17 protein-coding genes and 1 tRNA gene are annotated in these 18,668 nt (G+C 65.5%); 2 read left to right on the forward strand and 16 right to left on the reverse strand.

The window, feature by feature from the left end:
- Window positions 1-43: 43 nt before the first annotated feature.
- The 11 genes from ccsA to GO707_RS10235 form a co-directional block, all read right to left on the reverse strand.
- Window positions 44-811, reverse strand: a complete 768-nt coding sequence (ccsA, locus tag GO707_RS10185; protein ID WP_114540299.1) for a cytochrome c biogenesis protein CcsA — start codon at window positions 809-811, stop codon at window positions 44-46.
- Between the two features lie 11 nt (window positions 812-822).
- Complete coding sequence (locus GO707_RS10190) at window positions 823-1,581, reverse strand: heme exporter protein CcmB (protein WP_227070078.1); 759 nt, start codon at window positions 1,579-1,581, stop codon at window positions 823-825.
- On the reverse strand, window positions 1,582-2,295 hold the full coding sequence (locus GO707_RS10195; RefSeq protein WP_227070079.1) for an ABC transporter ATP-binding protein: 714 nt from the start codon (window positions 2,293-2,295) through the stop codon (window positions 1,582-1,584).
- Window positions 2,296-2,299: 4 nt separating this feature from the next.
- The gene (locus GO707_RS10200) at window positions 2,300-4,636 is read right to left on the reverse strand and encodes a heme lyase CcmF/NrfE family subunit (protein ID WP_157012952.1); all 2,337 of its coding nucleotides are present in this window, start codon (window positions 4,634-4,636) and stop codon (window positions 2,300-2,302) included.
- Window positions 4,637-4,639: 3 nt separating this feature from the next.
- Complete coding sequence (locus tag GO707_RS10205) at window positions 4,640-5,305, reverse strand: cytochrome c maturation protein CcmE domain-containing protein (RefSeq protein WP_114540296.1); 666 nt, start codon at window positions 5,303-5,305, stop codon at window positions 4,640-4,642.
- A gap of 323 nt (window positions 5,306-5,628) precedes the next feature.
- Complete coding sequence (locus tag GO707_RS10210) at window positions 5,629-6,903, reverse strand: ammonia-forming cytochrome c nitrite reductase subunit c552 (protein WP_114540295.1); 1,275 nt, start codon at window positions 6,901-6,903, stop codon at window positions 5,629-5,631.
- A gap of 148 nt (window positions 6,904-7,051) precedes the next feature.
- Window positions 7,052-7,942 (reverse strand): NapH/MauN family ferredoxin-type protein, encoded by an 891-nt coding sequence (locus GO707_RS10215; protein WP_227070082.1) that lies wholly within the window; start codon window positions 7,940-7,942, stop codon window positions 7,052-7,054.
- Between the two features lie 202 nt (window positions 7,943-8,144).
- Window positions 8,145-8,399 carry a chaperone NapD gene (locus tag GO707_RS10220; RefSeq protein WP_157012953.1) on the reverse strand — a complete coding sequence of 85 codons (255 nt, stop codon included), beginning with the start codon at window positions 8,397-8,399 and terminating at the stop codon, window positions 8,145-8,147.
- A gap of 3 nt (window positions 8,400-8,402) precedes the next feature.
- Window positions 8,403-8,744, reverse strand: a complete 342-nt coding sequence (locus GO707_RS10225; protein WP_114540294.1) for a hypothetical protein — start codon at window positions 8,742-8,744, stop codon at window positions 8,403-8,405.
- Between the two features lie 12 nt (window positions 8,745-8,756).
- Window positions 8,757-11,297 carry a molybdopterin-dependent oxidoreductase gene (locus tag GO707_RS10230; RefSeq protein ID WP_114540293.1) on the reverse strand — a complete coding sequence of 847 codons (2,541 nt, stop codon included), beginning with the start codon at window positions 11,295-11,297 and terminating at the stop codon, window positions 8,757-8,759.
- Between the two features lie 53 nt (window positions 11,298-11,350).
- A complete protein-coding gene (locus GO707_RS10235; protein WP_114540292.1) occupies window positions 11,351-11,977 on the reverse strand; it encodes a 4Fe-4S dicluster domain-containing protein in 627 nt (208 codons plus the stop codon).
- Window positions 11,978-12,332: 355 nt separating this feature from the next.
- Between GO707_RS10235 and pdxR the strand changes: the two genes are divergently transcribed.
- Window positions 12,333-13,724, forward strand: a complete 1,392-nt coding sequence (gene pdxR / locus GO707_RS10240) for a MocR-like pyridoxine biosynthesis transcription factor PdxR (protein WP_198161080.1) — start codon at window positions 12,333-12,335, stop codon at window positions 13,722-13,724.
- Window positions 13,725-13,945: 221 nt separating this feature from the next.
- On the opposite strand, the gene GO707_RS10245 is transcribed toward pdxR, so the two are convergent.
- From GO707_RS10245 to GO707_RS10255, 3 genes are all read right to left on the reverse strand, one after another.
- Window positions 13,946-14,566, reverse strand: a complete 621-nt coding sequence (locus GO707_RS10245) for a 5-formyltetrahydrofolate cyclo-ligase (protein WP_181869732.1) — start codon at window positions 14,564-14,566, stop codon at window positions 13,946-13,948.
- A 158-nt stretch (window positions 14,567-14,724) separates the two neighbouring features.
- Window positions 14,725-14,800 (reverse strand) — tRNA-Ala (locus GO707_RS10250).
- A 68-nt stretch (window positions 14,801-14,868) separates the two neighbouring features.
- Window positions 14,869-15,195 carry a Veg family protein gene (locus GO707_RS10255; protein ID WP_022739405.1) on the reverse strand — a complete coding sequence of 109 codons (327 nt, stop codon included), beginning with the start codon at window positions 15,193-15,195 and terminating at the stop codon, window positions 14,869-14,871.
- Between the two features lie 291 nt (window positions 15,196-15,486).
- Here GO707_RS10255 and GO707_RS10260 point away from each other — a divergent pair, with 291 nt between their 5' ends.
- The gene (locus GO707_RS10260) at window positions 15,487-16,476 is read left to right on the forward strand and encodes a C-terminal binding protein (RefSeq protein WP_181869731.1); all 990 of its coding nucleotides are present in this window, start codon (window positions 15,487-15,489) and stop codon (window positions 16,474-16,476) included.
- A gap of 427 nt (window positions 16,477-16,903) precedes the next feature.
- On the opposite strand, the gene GO707_RS10265 is transcribed toward GO707_RS10260, so the two are convergent.
- On the reverse strand, window positions 16,904-17,584 hold the full coding sequence (locus GO707_RS10265) for a cytochrome c3 family protein (protein WP_114540288.1): 681 nt from the start codon (window positions 17,582-17,584) through the stop codon (window positions 16,904-16,906).
- A gap of 183 nt (window positions 17,585-17,767) precedes the next feature.
- On the reverse strand, window positions 17,768-18,668 hold a 901-nt coding region (locus tag GO707_RS10270), incomplete at its 5' end, for an FAD-binding protein (protein ID WP_157012955.1).

Below are 18,668 nucleotides of genomic sequence, written 5' to 3' on the forward strand. Positions count from 1 at the left end.
GCGGGATCCTTCGACTCGCTTCGCTCGCTCAGGATGACAAGGGCTAACGTTCGTCGTCGACGGTCTCTTTGAGCGCTTCAACGCGCTGGGTGAGACGCACCTGATTGAAGCGCGTGCGGTACAGCACGAAGCCCACGAGCAGCATGCCGAGAGCGCACAGGCCCACGCACATGCCCATCTCGGGGCTCATACCGCCCTCGCGCAGCACCACGGGGTGAATGGACGACGGAATGAGGCGCGTGATCATGAAGCAGATGGGTACGTCGATGGTGGCAATGATGGCCACAACCGCGGCGAAGGTGGCGCGGCGCTCGGGCTCGTCCACGGAGCTTCTCAGCACGAAATAGGCGATCACGATGAGCATCAGAATCAGATACGTCGTCAGCCGCGGCTCCCAGCTCCACCACACGCCCCACTCGAAGCGGGTCCACATTTCGCCGGTAATCATGGTGAGCACCACGAATAGCAGCGCAACTTCCAGGCAAATGCGCGAGCAGGTATCGAACCGCTGATTCTTCGTCATGAGGAACCGCACCGCATAGTAGCACCCGAAGCCGAGGGCGAGGAACGAGGTGATGGCCACGGGCATGTGGAAGTAGAAGATCTTCTGGGACAGGAGCATCTTCTGGGACACCATCACGTCCCCGATGAGCTCGGCGCCGTTCACCGCCGCACCCCCGACGGGGGCCACGTAGAAGAACGCCATGAGGAACCCGATGGTGCTCAGCACCGCACCCGCAATGAGCGCCGGCACCACCAGCTTGTCGGGCCACTGCCCCGCCTCGGGCAGCTTCAATTTCTTATCAGTCACTCAGTCCTCCTTTAGTTGACGACAAAGTCATACAGCACCCAGCTGGCCAGAATCATGATCACGTCGTAACCGGCACCGAGCGCCAGCGACGTGAAAAACCCGTCGGCGAACACATCTCCGCCCACGAGCGCGCAGGTAGTGGCCGACACGCAGGCGTACAGAAGCGGGAAGATCACGGGCACGAACAAAAGCGCCAGCATGACGTCCTTGCCACGCGTGGCCGCCGTGATGGTGGAGAGCATGGTGCCGATGCCGGCGATGCCGATGCTGCCCACGACGAGCGGCACCACGAGCAGCCAACCCGTATCAGCCGGCGCCGCGAAACTGGAGAAGAACACCCAGTACAACGGCACGGCGATCACTTCCACCAGCGCCAGGAATACCAAATTCGACGTCGCCTTGGCCAGAAAGATCACGCCTCGGTCGAGCGGGGCCAGAAGCAGGCCTTCCAAGCACCCGTTCTCCGTCTCCTTGGAAAACGAGCGGTTCAGACCCAGAAGCGAGGTGAACACCACGAGCGCCCACAGAAGGCCACCGGAAACCTCGAGGAATTCCGAGCCGGGACGAGCGAAAGAGAGCGCCACGCCAAACACCACGATGACGAGGAAGGCGTAGATGCCCATGGACACGATCATGTCCTTGGTGCGGAACTCCGCCTTCAAGTCCTTCGCGAGCAGCGTCTTGTACTGGGTGAATGTGGAGGGAGCTTTGCAGATGCAGCCACTCATCCCTCCGCGATCAGCCGCGCGGTATTCCGATTCGCGTTCCATCTAGCTCACCCCCATTCCCACGGTGGTGCGGTACAGGTCGGCGAACTCGTCGGGGCTCATTTGGTCCTTCTCGCCGAAGTGGACGACGCGGCCGCGAGCGAGCACGAGCACGTGGCTCGCGAGGGCCAGGCCCTTGTCCAAGTCGTGGCTCACCATGACGAACGTGCGGTTCTCGCGCACCGAGGCGATGAGCTCGTCAAAGATGTGCATGGCATGGGGATCGAGCCCCGAGTAGGGCTCGTCGAGCAGCACCACCGACGGGTCGTTCACGAGCGCCCGGGCGATGGAGACGCGCTGGGTCATGCCACGCGAGAACGTGCGCACCCGATCGAGCCGACGGTGCTTGAGCCCCACGGCGTCCAGAAGCTCTATCACGCGCTTCTGCGGGTCGGACACGCCGTAGAGCTTCGCGTACAGAAGGAGGTTCTCCTCGGCGGTGAGATCGGGATAGAGCATCGGATTGTGCGAGATGAGCCCGATGGCCTCGCGGACGCGCTCGGGCTCTTCCTTCACATCGATGCCCGCGAGCGTTATCGCGCCCTCCGTGGGCCGCGACAGCGTGGCGAGCATGCGCAGAAGCGTGGTCTTGCCCGCGCCGTTGGGGCCGAAGACCGACAGGAACGCGCCCTCAGGCAGCGCGAACGACACATTGTCGACGGCCTTGCGGCCGCCGAACGACTTCGTCAGATGATCGACGGAAAGCGCCGTTTCCACGGGACTACTCCCCTGCCTTCGCGTCAGCCTCGGCATCAGTCTCGGCCTCGGCCTCTGCCGCCGCGTCCGCATCGGCTGCCGCGTCGCCCTCGGCATCTTCCACGAGCGCCACCTCCTCAGACACCGTCTCCTCGATGATGCCCTTGCGGGCCGCAACGTCGCGCGAGGCCTTTCCGCGCTCTTTCGGCTCGGCCTCCGCCAACTCGGCAACGGGCACATCGCCCACGGCCGGGCCGCCGCGACGGCGCTCGGCGCGTTTGGCGAACAGCGGGATGAGACAGCCCACCATGAGCAGGGCAAAGCCCACCCACACGAACGAGATGAGCGGGTTCACGCGCACGTCCATGGAGAAGTCGCCCTCGTCGTTCACGCCGCGGTACGCCACGAACAGATCCTCCAGCGGGAACCCGATGACGCTCGCCTCCAGCTTCTGCTGCTGGGTGGCGCTTACCAGCTGCACGGCCGGGTTCACCGTGCCCACGAACTGGCCGTCCTTCGTCACGTCGAAGGTGAGCGCGTAGCGCACGTTGCCGTTGCCGAGCTCATCGATGGAGTTGCCCGTGTAGGTGAGCTGGAAGTCCTGGATGTCAAAGGTCTCGGAAACCGAATCGCTCTCCTCGTCGTAGGGCAGATACCCCGTGATCTCGGTCACGTACATGGACGAGCCGATGAGGCCCACCAGGATGATGGCCATGGCGGCGTGGGCCACCGAGCCGCCGAACAGGGCCAGGCGGCGGCGCAGCTTGGCGCCATCGACCCGTTTGAGCGAGCGGACGGCCATGAACAGCGCGTTGAAGAACAGAAGGCTCGCCACGGCGAAGCCCACCACGGCCAGGCCGTTGTAGTAGATGGGGTTGCCCTGCTCGAGCAGGCCCGAGGCCTGGGTGCCGCCCATGTCGATCATGGCCTGGTAGCTGGGCAGAAGGTACGTGACGAAGTAGATCATGAGCACGATGAACAGCACAAGCGCGCAGAGCGCCGGCACGCGGGCACTCCGCCAGAACGCCTTCTTGTCGGTGCGGCGCCAGCCCAGGAGCGGGCAAATGGCGAGCACGGTCAGGTAGGCTATGCCCAAGGGCCGGGCGATGGCGTTGTAGGTGCCGGCCGACAGGGACTGGCCGCCGAAGGGCAGCCAGCTCGGCAGGGCCGAGGACACCGTCATATAGGCCAGAAGCACCGCAAACACGATCATGATGAGGTTATTCACGTAGTAGGCCGCTTCCTTCGACATCATGGACTCGATGTCGTCGTCGGCCGCATCCGTCGCGCCGAAGCTCTTGCGGCGCACGATAAGGCCCACGATGCCGGCCAGAAGCGAGCAGATGACGAGCGCACCGAACATGACGAGCGAAACCGGGTCGCCCTCGAAGGCGTGCACCGACTGCACGAGGCCCGAACGGGTGATGAAGGTGCCCAGCACCACGAAGCAGAACGTCAGGCAGGCGCAGAACACGCTCCAACGCTTGAAGGCGCCGCGCTGGCGGTACACCGTGAACGAGTGGATGAGCGCCACGCCCACGAGCCACGGCAGAAGGCTCGCGTTCTCCACCGGGTCCCAGCCCCAGTAGCCGCCCCAGCCGAGCACCACGTAGGCCCACACGGCGCCCAGCCCGATGCCGACGCCCAAAAGCAGCCACGAGAACATGAGGTAGGGCGTCGAGCGGTTCACCCATTCCGTGGAATCGTCGTTGACGATGAGCGCCGAGATGGCGTAGGCGAACGGAATGGTGAGGCCCGCGTAGCCGATGAACAGCGTCGGCGGATGAATCGCCATGGCCCAATGCTCCAGAAGCGCGTTCATGGAGCGGGCCGAGGCCATGGCCGACAGCGTGCCGTCGCCAGTGAAGTAGCGCGCGTCGGTCGCGATGAAGGGCATGTTGCCCTCGGAGAACAGCAGCACCGACACGAAGGCCGTCAGCACGAGCGAGGAGATGGCGAGCGCGCCGTTATCGAGCGGGCGCGCATTCTTGCGCGTGGCGAACACGAGCACCGCGTTGAACACGGCAATGAGCCATGCCCAGAACAGAAGCGAGCCCTGGCGCCCCGCCCAAAGACCGGCGAGCTTGTAGAGCCACGCCTCGGGGGCCGTGGAGGTGGAACGGTTGTCCAGCACGTACTGGATGGTGTTGTCGCCCGAGAAAAAGCACCACACGAGCACGGCGCAGCACACCGTGAGCGCCGCGGCCACGAGAACCGCGGCCACTCTTCCGCCCCAGGCGAAGGTCTCCGAGCGTTCGAAGGAGCGCTTCTTGTAAAGGATGTGGGCCACGCCCAGGCACAGCACCGAGATGACGCAGCCGGCAAAGGCCACCAGCAGGCCGAGAAGTCCGATCATCGACATGGGCTAACCCTCCAGTGCGACATCGGTGGCGGCGAACTTGCCGTCGGCGCCGAGGGATCCCGTGAGCACCACGGCAGAGCCGTCGGACACCTCGTCGGACAGGGCACCCTCGAAGACGACCGGCATCGCCTCGCCGGTCTCCGCGTCGACCAGGATGAAGCGGTCGCCCTGGCCCGCGGCCTTAAGCGATCCGGCCCCCACGGAACCGGCCACCTTCACGACGTTGCCGTAGACGCTCTCGCCGTAGCCGAGCAGCTGTTCCACCGTAAGGGCGCTGTCGGCGTTCTCGTATTTCGAGGGGCACTTCGTCACCAGCTCGGAGCACTCGAGCACGCCCGCATCGTTGATCTTGCCCGTGCAGATGGCGGTCACGTCGTTGCCGAAGGTGGACGAGGCGGCGCCGTCGTAGCGCACCTCCAGCTGCGTCGCGGGGTCGCCCTCCGGGTCGTAAATCTTGAAGGTGAGCACGTCATTGCTCGTGGAGAAGGAATCCTGCACCACGTTGCCGGACACCTGCACCTTCTGGCCCGCCTGGGGATTCTCGGCGGCCTCCGCGATGCTCATGGTCGTGGCGGCGGTGTTGCCCCCCACGAATGCGAGCACCAAGATAAGCACGATGATGATGACGCCGGAGACGGCGATCATCCTCTTCTTCATCTTCGCGTTCATAGTCCTCCTGTTTCTAAGGTACCAAAGCGGTGTGGACCTGCCTCCCCGAAGGCCCGAAAAATTACCAACGGCCAGTATCGCCCAAGCCACGCAGAACCGCGCCTCAAATTCCACCGAAACCAGCAGATCAGCGCAATCGCCATAGTTTCGCAATAAGAAGGATTTCAGTCAGAGTTACGCATCGCCGAGGAACTCTCAGCTGCAAACGAAAGCGCGCACCGGGGGTGGGTGCGCGCCTTCGAGAGGTGCCGGCAGGGCGGTTCGGCACGATGCGGAACCTCGCGCCTCGCCGACGGACAGCCGGCGAGGCGCGGGATCGCCCTCTAGTAGGTCATGTTCAGCAGGGCGTAGCCAGCCTTCAGCTCGTCCTCGCACTTGTCGAGGTTCTCCTGGGCCAGACCCGGGTTATGGGCACCCTCGGAGTTCTCCACCATCACGTAGTCCCAGTAGAACTGTGCATGGCGGTGGATCTGGCGAGCCTGCTCCAGAGTGGCCTCGTCCAGGGAGTCCTTCTGCTCGGCCAGGGTCTTGATGTAGGCGTCCAGCTTGGCCGCCAGCTCGTGCTCGCGGTCGGTGGTCTCCTTCTGCCACTGGACGATCTGCCCAGGCAGGTCGGCATGGCAGCCCTCGCACTTCTCCATGATGGCCGGATCCTCGGTGGGGTTCACCAGGTTGTGGGAGCTGTACTCGGTGCCGTCCTCGGCCTTGGCGGGGGCCATGTGGCAGTCGGCGCAGGTGTAGCCCTGCTTGGCCATGGAGGACTGCGCGCCGCCGTAGATAGTCTCGAACTCGGGGTGCTGGGCCTTCAGCATGGGGGCGCCGGTCTCGGTGTGCTCCCAATCCTTGAAGCCCATCTCGTCGTAGTAGGCGAGAATGGCCTCGGCGGTCATGCCCTCGAGCCCCGTGTAGGGATTCGTGGTGGCCTTGGTCTCGGGGGCGAAGTAGTACTCGTTGTGGCACTGGCCGCACACCTGGGAATCGGTGGAGACCTTATCCACATCGGAACCCATGGAATTCACGAAGAACTTCTGGGTGACCGTGGTCTTCGTCGGGTCGTTCTCATGGCAGTTGTAGCAGCTGATGGGCTCGGTCATCTGCATGAGCACCTCGGCGAAGGGCTTCTGGTAGGCCGAATCGCCCTCGGAGTTCACCATGGCGGTGTACTGGGGCGTCTTGCAGGTGATGCAGTTGGCCAGCGTGTTCTCGTTCACGCGGGGCGTCTCGGCCACGGACTGCAGGCTGTAGGGATGCCCCGCCGCCTCGTCGTAGCCCTTGGCGAAGCCGTAGCCGGCGTACATGGTCACCAACTCCGGGTACTCGGTCAGGTAGTCCTGCTTGCCCTGGGGGCTGTTGGACTCGTTGGCCATATAGGTTTGGTACTCGTTGGGGTAGATGTCCTTCCAAGATTCCGCCACCACGACGCCGAAGGAATCGGGCTCGGGGGTCTCGGCGGGAGCCGCGGCCGCGGGGGCATCGCTTTCTCCCCCGGACGGTGCCGCCGCCGGTTCCTGGGCGGCCGGCGCGCAGGCGGCCAGCGCCGCGACGAGCGCCACGGTACCTGCCGCGACGGCCGCCGTCTTGAACGTCGATCGTTTCATGATCCCTCCTTTTGATCGCTTGTCTCACGGGCGGCCGCGCCCTGGACGGCCGCAACGATAGCCCAAGCTTACGCCGTGAATCCCGCCACCGAAAAGGGACAGTTTCGCTCATATTCATGGGGACAGCAACGATAAAGGAAGGGGACGGTTACACCTTGTTTACATCTTTCCTCGAAGCGTGCCGGCGGGGACGCCCGAGGCGGAAACGCAGGGCGGAAGTGGGGCATACGTCCACGCAGGCGCCGCAGGCCATGCAGTCGCCGGCACGCACGATGGCATCTTCCCCCGCCAGCGCCGGCGCGAGAATCACGGGGTCGGCGAGGCAGACGTGGGTGCACTTGTCGCAGTGGATGCAGGCGTCGTGATCGATGGCGACGTTCACTTGCCCCGCGCACCCGAGCACTTGGAAGGTGCCACCCAAGGGGCACAGTGCCCGGCACCACAAACGACGGCTGACGAGCAGCTCGGCGATAACGATGGCCAAAAGCGTGCCCGCACCGGCGAGGCCGCCGAAGACGAGGCCCTTGTTCACCGCGCCAATGGGCGAGATAAGCTCGAAGACGGGGAAGCCCACGAGAGCCGACAGCAGCACCACCGCCACCGCCACACCAATCTTCGCGCGCCGCGGCACCGTGCGCTCGGGCACTTTAATGCCAAGCCGCCGACGAGCCGCATCCACGCCCTCGCCGATGAGGTTCACCGGGCACACCCAGCCGCAGAAGGCGCGTCCGCGCACGAGCCCGTATACCACGACGACAAGCAGAGCGCCCGTAAGCGCCGACGCCGCCAGCAAGCTGCGCGACGCCACCGTCACCTCCAAGGCGCCCAACGGATCGAACAGCGGCACGCCGGCGACGCTCGAGGAGGACAGGCTGCCAAAGAAGACGCCCTCAGCCGGCGTCGCCACTTCCCCGTCGCCTCCCACGAACAACCCCGCCAGCCCCCATCCAGCCAGCATCGGCGGCAAGCAGAACAGCACCAGCATGCAACCCTGCACCACCCGCCGCACAACCGTTATCTTTCCCACGGATCGAGTCACAATTTTCTCCTCAACAATGGCAACGTGCAGAGGGAACACGGGGTGTTCTGACCGAGCGAGTTCCGCAGCGAACGAAACAGCCCAGTGGGCTGTTTCGCCGAGCGAGGACTGTCTGAGCGAATCAGAATACCCCGTGGTCCCGACCGGCGGAGAGCCACAAAGCGAATCAAGGTACCCCGTAGCTCCGCTTTTGGGCGACTATCTACCCGAGTGTCTCATCCTCGAAGTTCACGTACACAAGGTTCACGTTCAGCACTCCCGGAATCTGAATGAACCGGCTCGAAATCTCGTGCGAGGCGCCGGTGGAGGGAGCCTCGATGGTGACGACGATCTTGTACCCGCTCACCTCGTGCACCTCCACCCCCTCCATGGCCGAAAGCGCCCGCGCCACCTCGTCCACCGATTCCGGCCGCGCCTCCACCACCAGTGAGGAGATGACCACCTTCTCGTCTTCCATCCCCTACTCCTGGGCCACCGGATGGCAGGTGATGCACTCGGCGCGGGGGCCGTCGATCTCGTGAGTGGACGCATCCCCGCCCACGTAGTGGTCGGCAGGCAGCGGCGTGGCGGCCGCCAGGAACACCTCCACCTCGTCGCTGCCGCCGTGGCAGCCGAAGCAGCCGGCTGCGCCCAGGCTCTCGTAGCGGCCCTCGTGGCTCGCCGTCATGAGCGGCGGCTCCCCGGGATTGTAGGTGGCACCGGTGTCGGCCATCTCTTGGGCGCACCCGGCCAGCGCCGCGGCCCCCAGCACGCCGGTCAGCACGGCGGCGCAGATCATCTTCGACTTCTTCATGGTCCGCATGGGTACCCCTCCTTAAATCTTCTCGATGGAAACGCAGGTCTTCTTGAAATCGGGCTCTTTCGAAAGCGGGCAGTAGGTGTCCTGCACCACGAGGTTGATCAGCGTCTCCTCCGCGAAGAACGGCGCGAACACCATGCCCGCGGGCGGACGGGTGCGGCCGGCCGTGGACACCGTGATGTCGCAGGTGCCGAAACGCGAGGTGAGGCGCACGCGATCGCCGTCGGTCACGCCGAGGCGCTCGCAGTCGGCCGGGTTCATGTCCAGCAGCGCCTCGGGCAGCGCGCGATTGAGCTCGGGCACGCGGCGGGTCATCGATCCGGTGTGCCAGTGCTCCAGCAGACGGCCCGTGCAGAACCAGAACGGATACTCGTCGCTGGGTTCCTCCGCCGGCGGCTCGTAGGGACGGAACACCGCCGAGGGCTTCTTGTCGGCGGATTTGTAGAAGCTCACGCCGCCGGCCTTGTCGTGCTCGCCGTAGGTTTCCACGCCGTACTCATCGAAGCCGTCCTCCTGGGGGCCGTCGCAGAAGCGCCACAGCGTCGGCAGCCACTTCCCGTCCACCTCGCGCACGGGCCAGGTGAGGCCATGGTTGTAGATGTACTCCTCGTAGGGGGCCAGCTGCTTGGCCTCCATCTTCAGCTTCGCCTCGGCGTTGATGGCCTCGGCGTCCGGGTTCAGGCTCGGGTTGCTGAAGGTGCGGTACTCCTCCCAGATGCTCGAGCACACCTCGCGGTCGGTACCCTTGAAAGCGCCGGCCTCGGCGTCGTACCAGGCGCCGAACAGGTGGTCGAAGGCGTCCTCGCCGCCGATCTGCTCGCCGGCCAGCACGCGCTTGGCCACTTCCATGAGCATCCAGAGATCCCACTTGGCCTCGCCCGGGGCGTCCACGGCCTTCTCGAACACGGCCGTGCGGCGCTCGCCGTTGCCGAAGGCGCCCTCGCGCTCGACCCACATGGCCGCCGGCAGCACCACGTCGGCGTACTGGCAGGACAGCGTCGGGTACACCTCGGACACGCAGATGAAGGCGTCGTTGATGCCCGTGAGGTCGCCGCGTCCGAGGAAGCGAGTGAGGTTGGGCATCGACACGGCCCAGTTGTTGTGGGCGCTCCAGAGGAAATCGATACCGCCCTTGGAAAGCTCGCGGAACATCTTCACCGTGTGGTAGCCGGGTTTCTCGATGGCGTCCAGGTATCCGTTGGGCAAGTCCCAGATGGCCTCGGTGTAGCGGCGGTGATCCGGGTTCTTCACCACCAGGTCGGCGGGAAGGCGGTGCGAGAAGGTGCCCACCTCGCGGGCCGTTCCGCAGGCCGTGGGCTGGCCGGTCAGCGAGAAGGCGCCGTCGCCGGGACGGGCGTAGCGACCGGTGAGCAAGTGGATGTTGTAAATGCAGTGGTTCATCCAGGTGCCGCGGTTGTGCTGGTTCACGCCCATGGTCCAAAGCGAGAGCACCTTGCGGCTCTTGTCGGCGAACACCTCGGCCAGCTCCTGGATATCCTCGGCCGGCACGCCGGAAAGCTCGGAGGCGTACTCCAGGGTGTAGGGGGCCAGACGCGCGGCGAAGGCTTCGAAAGTGATGGGCTCCACATTGTCGACGGCCTGGCCGATGTCGCTCTTGTCGTAGCCGTCGTCGGTGGCGTTGCCGATGTTCTCGGTGCCCTGCTTGAACTGCACGTGGTCGGCCACGAAGTCGTGGTCGTACTTGTCGTTCACGATGAGGTAGTTCGCGATGGCGTTGGCGATGGCGATGTCGCTGCCCGGGCGGAAGGTGAGCACCTTGTCGGCCGAGGCCGAGGTGCGAGTGGTCATGGTGGTCACGTCGTAGTGGCGCACGGCCTCGTCGGCGAGCTTGCGGGCCGTCAGGCGCGAGTACAGCATGGGATGGGCCTCGGCCATGTTGGCGCCCCAGGTGACGAAGACGTCGGTCTCGTCGATGTCGGCGTAGCAGCCGGCCGGCTCGTCGGTCTGGAAGACGTTCATGAAGCCCACGACGGCCGAGGCCATGCACAGACGCGCGTTGGGGTCGATGTTGTTGGAGAGCAGGCCCGCCTTCCAGAACTTCGCCGTGCAGTAGCCCTCCACGATGGGCTGCTGGCCGCTTCCCCAGAACGCCAGGCGGCTCTTGTCGGCCTTCCACGTGTCGCGGAGCTTGCCCGCCACCAGATCGAGCGCCTCGTCCCAGGTGGCCTCGCGCAGGCCGTCGGGCGTGCCCTTGGTGGACTTGTCGTCACGGATGAGCGGGGTGGTCAGGCGATCCTCGCCGTACAGCGCGCCGGCCAAGTAGTAGCCCTTCACGCAGTTCAGGCCACGGCTCGAGCCGTTCTCCGGGTCGCCCGTGACCGAGATCACCTTGCCGTCCTTGGCCTCCACGATGACGCCGCAGCCGCAGCCGCAGAAACGGCACACGCCCACGGTCTTCACGGAGTCGCCGCCCGAGGTTGCCGCGTCCCCGCCGGTGCCGGCGAGCGACGAGCAGCCGGCCATGGTGCCGGCAGCGGCCGCCGAGGCGAGGGCCACGGCGGTGCTCTTAACGAAGGTGCGTCGAGTCAGTTCCATCTTGTTCCTCCCTTTCGGTCGAGGGCGCCGGACGCCCCGCCTTCGCGTATCTGCTAGGCCGCGCCGTTGCGGCGGGCCACGTAGGTTTCCTCTTGGGCGCCGGTGGGCACCACCACAATGGCGGGCGCGGGGTCGCTCACCGGGCAGCGCTGCTCGCACAGGCCGCAACCCGGGCACCCATCGGGCACCACCTGCGGCGCGAACACCGCGTGGATGTCGTCGCCCTCGCGGGGCCGGTAGTCGATGGTGATGGCCTCGTCGATGAGCGGGCAGGCGCGGTAGCACACCTCGCAGCGCATGCCCTGAAACGACAGGCAGGTGTCCTCGTTGATAACGGCCACACCCATACCGGCACCGCGGCGCTCGGCAGGCACCTCCAAAGCGCCCGTGGGGCAGACTGCCGCGCAGGGAAATTCCACGCACAGGCGGCAGGCCTGGGACCGCGCGTTCACAAAGGGCGTGGAAGCCTCGCGCCCCGCGTTCAGAGGGGCCGCATGAATGGCCTGGTAGGGGCACGCCTCAAGACAGCGGCCGCAACGCACGCAGCGCGCGGCGAAGTGCTCGGGCGCGCCGGCGCCGGGCGGCCGCAGCAAGGGCAATGGCGACGGCGCAGCAGAGGCGACCGCGCTCGCCGCGAAGACGCCCGCGGCGGCCAAGGCGGCGATTCCCGTCAAACGCATAGCCAAACCCTCTCTGTTGCTCGTGCGACCGACGCGCGGGCGGCGCAGTGTCGCGCCCTTCTCGCAGCGCCCCGGCGGTACCCTGCGGCATCCTTTCCGCAGCAATCTCACCGGCACTCGAGCGGCACCCTCCCGCAAGCCGGATTACTTCGGCGCACAGTCTAGATGGCAACCGTCCCCATCGCGAAGGGACAGTTGCCCGTTATTTCATGGGGACGGTTGAAAAACCCGGATGGGGACGCCTCCATGGGGCTTTCACATTTGCTAAGCTGTTGAGTCAGGAAATGAAGAACCGTCTGAGCAAATCAGAATGCTCGCGATCACGCCAAGAGGCGATTCGCAACCGGGAGGCCCCATGCACTTGGACGAGCACAGCGACACCCCCTTCTACCGCCAGCTGGAGGCCCAGCTGCGGGAAGGCATCGAGAGCGGCACCTACCCCACCGGCTCGCGCCTCCCCTCCATCCGAGGGCTGGCGTCCGATCTGGGCTGCGCGCGCAACACCGTCGAGCAGGCCTACCATCTGCTCGTGCAGGAAGGCTACGTGGCGAGCCGCCCCGGCAGCGGGTACGTCGTGCAGAACGTGACCTACCTGCAGCCGGACGCCTCAGCGCCCTCCTGCGCCGTGCTGCTGGGAGGCCCCCGGCGCAAAGCCCGCTACGACTTCACCTACGGCAACCTGGAGCCCGGCACCTTCCCCGCCGCCGCCTGGCGGGCCATCACCGACGACATCTTGCTGTCGGTGGAAGCCGCCGGCTGCGACGCCTACAACGACCCGTTCGGGGAGGAGAGCCTGCGCGCGGCCATTGCGTGGCGGCTGGTCACGCAGCGCGACATCGATTGCACCCCCGAGCAAATCGTCGTGCAGGGCGGCACGCAGACCAGCGTTCAGAACCTACTGACCCTCTTCGATGCCGCCCGGGACACCGTGGCCATGGAAGACCCCGGCTACGACGGCGTGCGCTCGGTCATCGAACGGGCGCGCTTCGCCATCAAGCCCTGCCGGGTGACCGACGACGTCCGCGTGTTCCTCTCCGACCTCGAGTCCTCGGGGGCGCGGCTGGCCTACCTCACCCCCTCGAGCCAGTTCCCCACCTGCCGCATCATGCCGACCGATGTGCGCGAGCGCGTGCTCGCGTGGGCCGAGGACGCCGACGCCTACATCCTAGAGGACGACTACTGCCGCGACTTCCGCTACCGGGAGCGCTCGCTGGCGCCTTTGGCCTCCATGGACGACCGGGGCCGCGTCATCTACATGGGCACGTTCTCGAAATCGCTCTCCCCCGCCCTGCGCATGAACTACCTCGTGCTGCCCACGCCCCTCCTTAAGCGGTGGCGCGAGGCCTTCGCCAGCTCGTACTCGCCGGTGCCCTGGCTCAACCAGCAAGTGCTCGCGCGCTTCATGACCGACGGCTCGTGGGGCCGCCACCTGCGTCGCGTGCAGACGAGAAACCGCCGCAAGTACGACGCGCTCACGGCGGCGCTGCGCGAATATATGGGCGGCAAGGTGGACGTACTGGAATGCGGCACGGGGCTGCACCTGCTCGTGCGCGTGCGCGACGGGCGCAGCCAGGACGAGCTCGTGGCCGCCGCTGCCGCCGCCGATGTGGCGGTGTATCCCACCAAGAAGTACTGGGCCAACCCCGCCCGCGCCGCCGAGGGCGTCGTGCTCGTGGGATTCTCCGCCATCGCCGAGGCGGACATCCGCCCCGGCATCGCCGCCCTCGCGCGAGCGTGGTTCGGGTAGGCAACGATAGCTGCTGTGGTTTCAGCCGCCACCCATAGCACGAGACGCCTTTTCGCCAAACATCTCCACCGATTTGGGCATTATGCCCCCTCGTGTTACTTCGTTTTGGCAAAAACCCATGTCGTGCTACGGGTTTTTGTCCGCTTTGAACCCATCAGCCGTAGCACGAGGCGTCTTTTTGTCGGAGTTCTTCTGCGATTGCGGCAAAAAGGCGCCTCGTGCTACGACCAACGTCCGAGAACAGCCCTTTCTGCCGGTTTCGCAACGTATGCACTGCCTTGTTCTAACGCAACGATATTGACGGGTGCATCATGGATGTCGCGCACGCTAAGCCGGTCTACCAGCTGGCAGGCGCGGATGAGACCGATGGAGGTGCCGGGGAAAGCAGGTAGGAAGGTGTCGTAGAAGCCGCCGCCGTAGCCCAAGCGGAAGCCTTCGCGGTCGAAGGCGAGACCGGGCACGAGGGCCACGGGACAGGCGAAGACGGCGGGGCGCACTTCACGAGAGGGGTCGTCAGGGGGTTCTTCCACGCCGAAGGAGCTGCGCACAAGGCCGTCGAAAGATTCCACTGCATACCAGCGCATCTCGCGCGTGCTCGGAACAACGCGCGGCAGGCACACGGTTTTCCCCGCCTCCCACGCGCGCTGAATGAGCTCGCGCGTATCCACCTCCGCGCCGAAGCTCAGGTAGGTGAATACCCCGTCGGCCGCCGCGAACTCCGGCAGCGCCGCCACATTCCGCGCAATCGCCTCATCGATGGCGCACCGCTCCCCCACGGAAAGCTCCTCACGCACCGCTTTGAACTGCGCCCGCATCAGCGCCTTGCCCGTTGTTGCATCCATCGACATCCCCTTCCGCTCGCCCCTCGTAGGGACGGTGCTTGCGCCGCCCTCCCAACTGCAACCCACTACCGCTCCCGACAAGGGGCGACCGAGGTCGCCCCCTACGGAGACAGCAAAACAAAGCGGGCCCCGGTCTCCCGAGGCCCGCGTCATTTCCGTGGTGGAGATGATGGGATTCGAACCCACGACCCCCACGTTGCGAACGTGATGCTCTCCCAGCTGAGCTACATCCCCACGAAGGTGTGCGCTTTCGCGCAAGGCAATAGTTTGCCCGATTTCGAAACGATTGTCAACCGTTTCGCTTAAGAGACCACACGCTCTTCCAACGGGTAATCCACCAGCTCCATCGACTCGTCCACGAACGGCGCGAACAGCGGCTCGCCGTTCTGGGACAGCTCAACCATGCCGGTGAGCACGTCGACGTACTGGTAAGACTGGCGAGCGGTGCGGCCGCGCTTGCGGTCGACCTCCATGATGAACAGCTGCGGATGAACCTGCGTCAGCACGCCTTCGCTTTCGACGATCTTCGAACGGCCCATGTTGGCGCGCACTTTCAATCGTTGACCGACGAAATCATTCAAGGTATCATGAATGCCATCGACGATCTTTGCCTGCTTGGCCAAATCCATTGACTAACTTCCTCACATGTTGGCGGTACAAGTACAGCCCCATATCATACCACGATTGTCAACCCCCGCAACTTTTTTCGGCCGCGGGAAACGTGACAGCCCTTAGCGGGCTCCCGCGTAAGCGCATACCACCGATTCTGACAAGTTTCGCGAACGCGAGATCCCCACGCCCATTCTTGGGGACATTTTCATTCAGTGAAGAGACACGCTCCGGAGATGCAATCACCTGAAGCACCGCTACAATGGCGCTCAAGCAATAGGTGTAGCGGGCAAGCATTCGGGAGGCATCTCATGGCAACGATCGTGATGGCGGACTTCGATTTCGATGACTGCGACTTTGAACGGAAGATGGTGGAAGCGGCCGGCATCCAGTTCAAGAGCTTCGACGATGCCCGCAACCGCACCCCCGCCGAGATCATCGAGCATTTGCACGGGGCCGATGGCGCCATCACCTCCTACGGGCGCTTCACCGCCGAGGTGTTTGCGGCGCTTCCCCAGCTGAAGGTGGTCAGCAAAACCGGCACCGGCGTGGACAACATCGATGTCGCGGCGGCCACGGCCGACGGATGCGCCGTGTGCAACGTGCCCGGCTACGGCACGGAAGTGGTGAGCGATCACGCCATCGCGCTTGCACTCGCGTGTTTGCGGCGCATCAACGAGATCGATGCCGACATGCGCGCCGGCATCTGGGACTTCCATCGCCGCCGTCCCTTAGGCCAGGTGCACGGGCGCACCTTCGGTGTGGTGGGCTACGGCAACATCGGCCGTGCGGTGGCCCGGAAAGCGCGCGGGCTCGGGTTCAACGTCGTGGTGTGGGATCACAAGGGAGTCCCGGGGCGCTTCACGCCGGAGGACTTCCCCTACGCGACCCTCGAGGAGCTGCTGAAGACCGCCGACGTGGTCAGCTTCCACACGGCGCTCGTGCCGGCAACCCATCATTTGCTGAACGCCGACAACATCAAGCTCATGAAAGACGACGCCATCGTGGTGAACACCTCGCGTGGCGCGGTCATCGACAACGACGCCGTGGCTGCCGCCCTTTGCGCAGGCGAGCTCTGGGGCGCCGGCATCGACGTGTTCGAGCACGAGCCGGTCTCGCCGGACGCCCCCATCATGCACGCGCCCCACACCGTGCTCACCTCGCACGCCGCCTACTGGTCCGAGGAGTCCGCCGTCGAGCTGCGGCGCCGCTGCACCCAAAACGCCATCGACGTCGTGCTCGGCCGCACCCCCGAGGCCTGCGTGAACCCCGAAGCGCTGCCCGCCGCGTTGGCGAAGTAAGAGGATTCTGGCGCGAAAATGCGGAATTGGTGCATACGCGCCCCGCTTTCGTCCGCTCATTATGTTCAGAATAGGCAAATAGGGGCCATTTCGCGCCACGTGGGGAATGGCCATGCACCAATTCCGCATTTTCGCGCCACGTGGGGAATGGCCATGCACCAATTCCGGCAGAATGCGCCAATATGGACGGAGCTTTCTGCATGCAGAAGAGCCCGGCCGCAGGCTGGACGCGGTCGGGCTGGAAGAGAAGCCGGGGAGACGGGAGGGAGTGCCGCCCTGGCGCGGGAAATGCTCGTTGGCGGCCGGACGCTGCAGGTGCCACTCACTGGCGGGCGGACGTTGCAGGCGCTACTCACTGGCGAACGGCCACGGCGAAGCCGCTCGCCACCGCGGCCGTCGGGAAGCGATCGCGATGGCTGCGAACCGCCTACCGCTCGCGCAGCTCGTGGCAGGTGCCGCACTCGAAGGTGCCGCGGTGGTGGCACTGGGCGCAGTACTTCATGGCGTCCTTGGGCAAGTCCTTCGAATGGTTGTTGTGGCAATCGGTACAGGTGGTCGGGTTCTCGTCGTGTTTCTCGCCGGCCGGGCGCTCGTGCGGATTCACCGTCGTGCCCTTGTCGTCGGTGAGCGCCGTGGAGTCGGCCGTCAGCGCCGCCACCTCGGACATCTCGCCATGACAGGCAATGCAGGTAGCCTCGTCCACGGTGACGACCGTGGCCTTGGTGGCCGGCTTGTCGCCCATGGCGATGCCGTCGTGCACCTCGGCCAGCACCGCCTCATCGGTATGGCAAGTGACGCAGGTCACGCCCTGGGCCTCGTGAGCTGTGCCCTGGGGGCAGGCGGAATCGGTCGCCGATTCGGCCTCGGCGGTATGGCAGGTGACGCAGTCGGACTCCATGGTCCAGTTCACCGGCTGGCCCGCCGCTGCATCGTCACTGGACGCCTCGCCGACGTTCTGCTCGGCGGCGGTACCCGACCCGGTGTCGGCCGTAGGCTGGCTCGGCGAGCAGCCCAGAAGCGTCGCCGTCAGGGCCGCCACGGCGAGCATGGCCAGGCAGACCGCTGCGAATACGAGACGGCGATGGCCCCGCTTCACTTCACATTCCATGGGATTCTCCTCTCATCTCGCGCACGGCTCGGCGCCGCTCGCAGGGAGGCGGCCGTCCTGCGCCTTCTCGCACGGGACGGCCGCCTTACTCACCTATCGGCCGAAAGCCGGCCGTTTTCCTCGCGTATCGGCCGAAGGCCGGCCGCCCGGGCGCGGACGGCCGTGGCCAATGGACCCGCAGCGCTACTCGGCGTCCCAGTTCTCCAGACCGGAGGCATGGCGGGCGGCGATGCGGCCCCACACCTGGTTCTCGGCGTTGTTGCCGCCGGTGATGCCGTAGGTGTGGCTCTGGAAGTTGCCGAAGCAGCCGGCCGCGTACAGGCGCGGGATGGGGTTCTGCGCCGGATCGAGCACCTGGGCGTTCTCGTTCTTCATGGGACCGCCCAGAGTGGAGCAGGAGCCGGGGTAGATGGACACGGCGTAATAGGGACCGTTATCAAGCGGCACCATGGTCTCGGCGGCACGATCGAAACGGGCGTCCTTGCCGGCAGCGGCGAAGCCCTGGTACTCCTCGAAGGTGGCCTTCAAGGTGTCCACGTCCATCAGCGGGTCGAACTCCTTGATCTTCTGACCGAGCTCCTCGATGGTGGCGCCGGTGAGGATCCAGCCGCGCTCCAGCTCGGCCTTGTTGTCCTGGCTCCAACCGTCCCAGTCGCGCACGGAATCGGGCAGGTCGCTCGCGAAGTTGCCGCACTCGAAGAAGTCGCCCTGGCTCGTGGACAACTTGCCGGCGTCGAAGCAGCTCTGGTCGAAGATGCCCCAAGAGGGAATGCGATCGAAGTCAGCGATGGCGTCGTCGAAGGACAGCAGGGTGTGCCAGCCGTTGTGCGGCGAGCCCATGTTGTTCTCGTTCACGAAGCGGCGCCCCAGGCGGTTCACGTTGAAGTAGCTGAAGCCGGGCATGAAGTACAGGATGGAGAAGTCGTACTCCGGGTCGCGGGTCCACATGGAGTACATTGTTAGCGCTACCGTAATAATCGCCGATTGGGCCCCCGCTTCCCGCCAATCGCGCCACCGCACAGGCGCCGATCGCGCTACCGGACTTTGGCCGGCGGCGCCCCCGGCGCCGCAAGGTGTAGGCTCC

Origin of the sequence: Adlercreutzia rubneri (assembly GCF_009755265.1) — a bacterium.
Classification (GTDB): Bacteria; Actinomycetota; Coriobacteriia; order Coriobacteriales; family Eggerthellaceae; genus Adlercreutzia; species Adlercreutzia rubneri.

What these genes read in the sequence shown, in the direction of transcription:
- GO707_RS10260 (WP_181869731.1), top strand. Translation starts at nt 15,487, where the DNA reads ATGGCAACGATCGTGATGGCGGACTTCGATTTCGATGACTGCGACTTT.
- GO707_RS10245 (WP_181869732.1), bottom strand. Translation starts at nt 14,566, where the DNA reads ATGGATGCAACAACGGGCAAGGCGCTGATGCGGGCGCAGTTCAAAGCG.
- GO707_RS10190 (WP_227070078.1), bottom strand. Translation starts at nt 1,581, where the DNA reads ATGGAACGCGAATCGGAATACCGCGCGGCTGATCGCGGAGGGATGAGT.
- GO707_RS10220 (WP_157012953.1), bottom strand. Translation starts at nt 8,399, where the DNA reads ATGGAAGACGAGAAGGTGGTCATCTCCTCACTGGTGGTGGAGGCGCGG.
- GO707_RS10210 (WP_114540295.1), bottom strand. Translation starts at nt 6,903, where the DNA reads ATGAAACGATCGACGTTCAAGACGGCGGCCGTCGCGGCAGGTACCGTG.
- GO707_RS10225 (WP_114540294.1), bottom strand. Translation starts at nt 8,744, where the DNA reads ATGCGGACCATGAAGAAGTCGAAGATGATCTGCGCCGCCGTGCTGACC.
- GO707_RS10235 (WP_114540292.1), bottom strand. Translation starts at nt 11,977, where the DNA reads ATGCGTTTGACGGGAATCGCCGCCTTGGCCGCCGCGGGCGTCTTCGCG.
- GO707_RS10200 (WP_157012952.1), bottom strand. Translation starts at nt 4,636, where the DNA reads ATGTCGATGATCGGACTTCTCGGCCTGCTGGTGGCCTTTGCCGGCTGC.
- GO707_RS10265 (WP_114540288.1), bottom strand. Translation starts at nt 17,584, where the DNA reads ATGGAATGTGAAGTGAAGCGGGGCCATCGCCGTCTCGTATTCGCAGCG.
- pdxR (WP_198161080.1), top strand. Translation starts at nt 12,333, where the DNA reads ATGCACTTGGACGAGCACAGCGACACCCCCTTCTACCGCCAGCTGGAG.
- GO707_RS10255 (WP_022739405.1), bottom strand. Translation starts at nt 15,195, where the DNA reads ATGGATTTGGCCAAGCAGGCAAAGATCGTCGATGGCATTCATGATACC.
- GO707_RS10230 (WP_114540293.1), bottom strand. Translation starts at nt 11,297, where the DNA reads ATGGAACTGACTCGACGCACCTTCGTTAAGAGCACCGCCGTGGCCCTC.
- GO707_RS10205 (WP_114540296.1), bottom strand. Translation starts at nt 5,305, where the DNA reads ATGAACGCGAAGATGAAGAAGAGGATGATCGCCGTCTCCGGCGTCATC.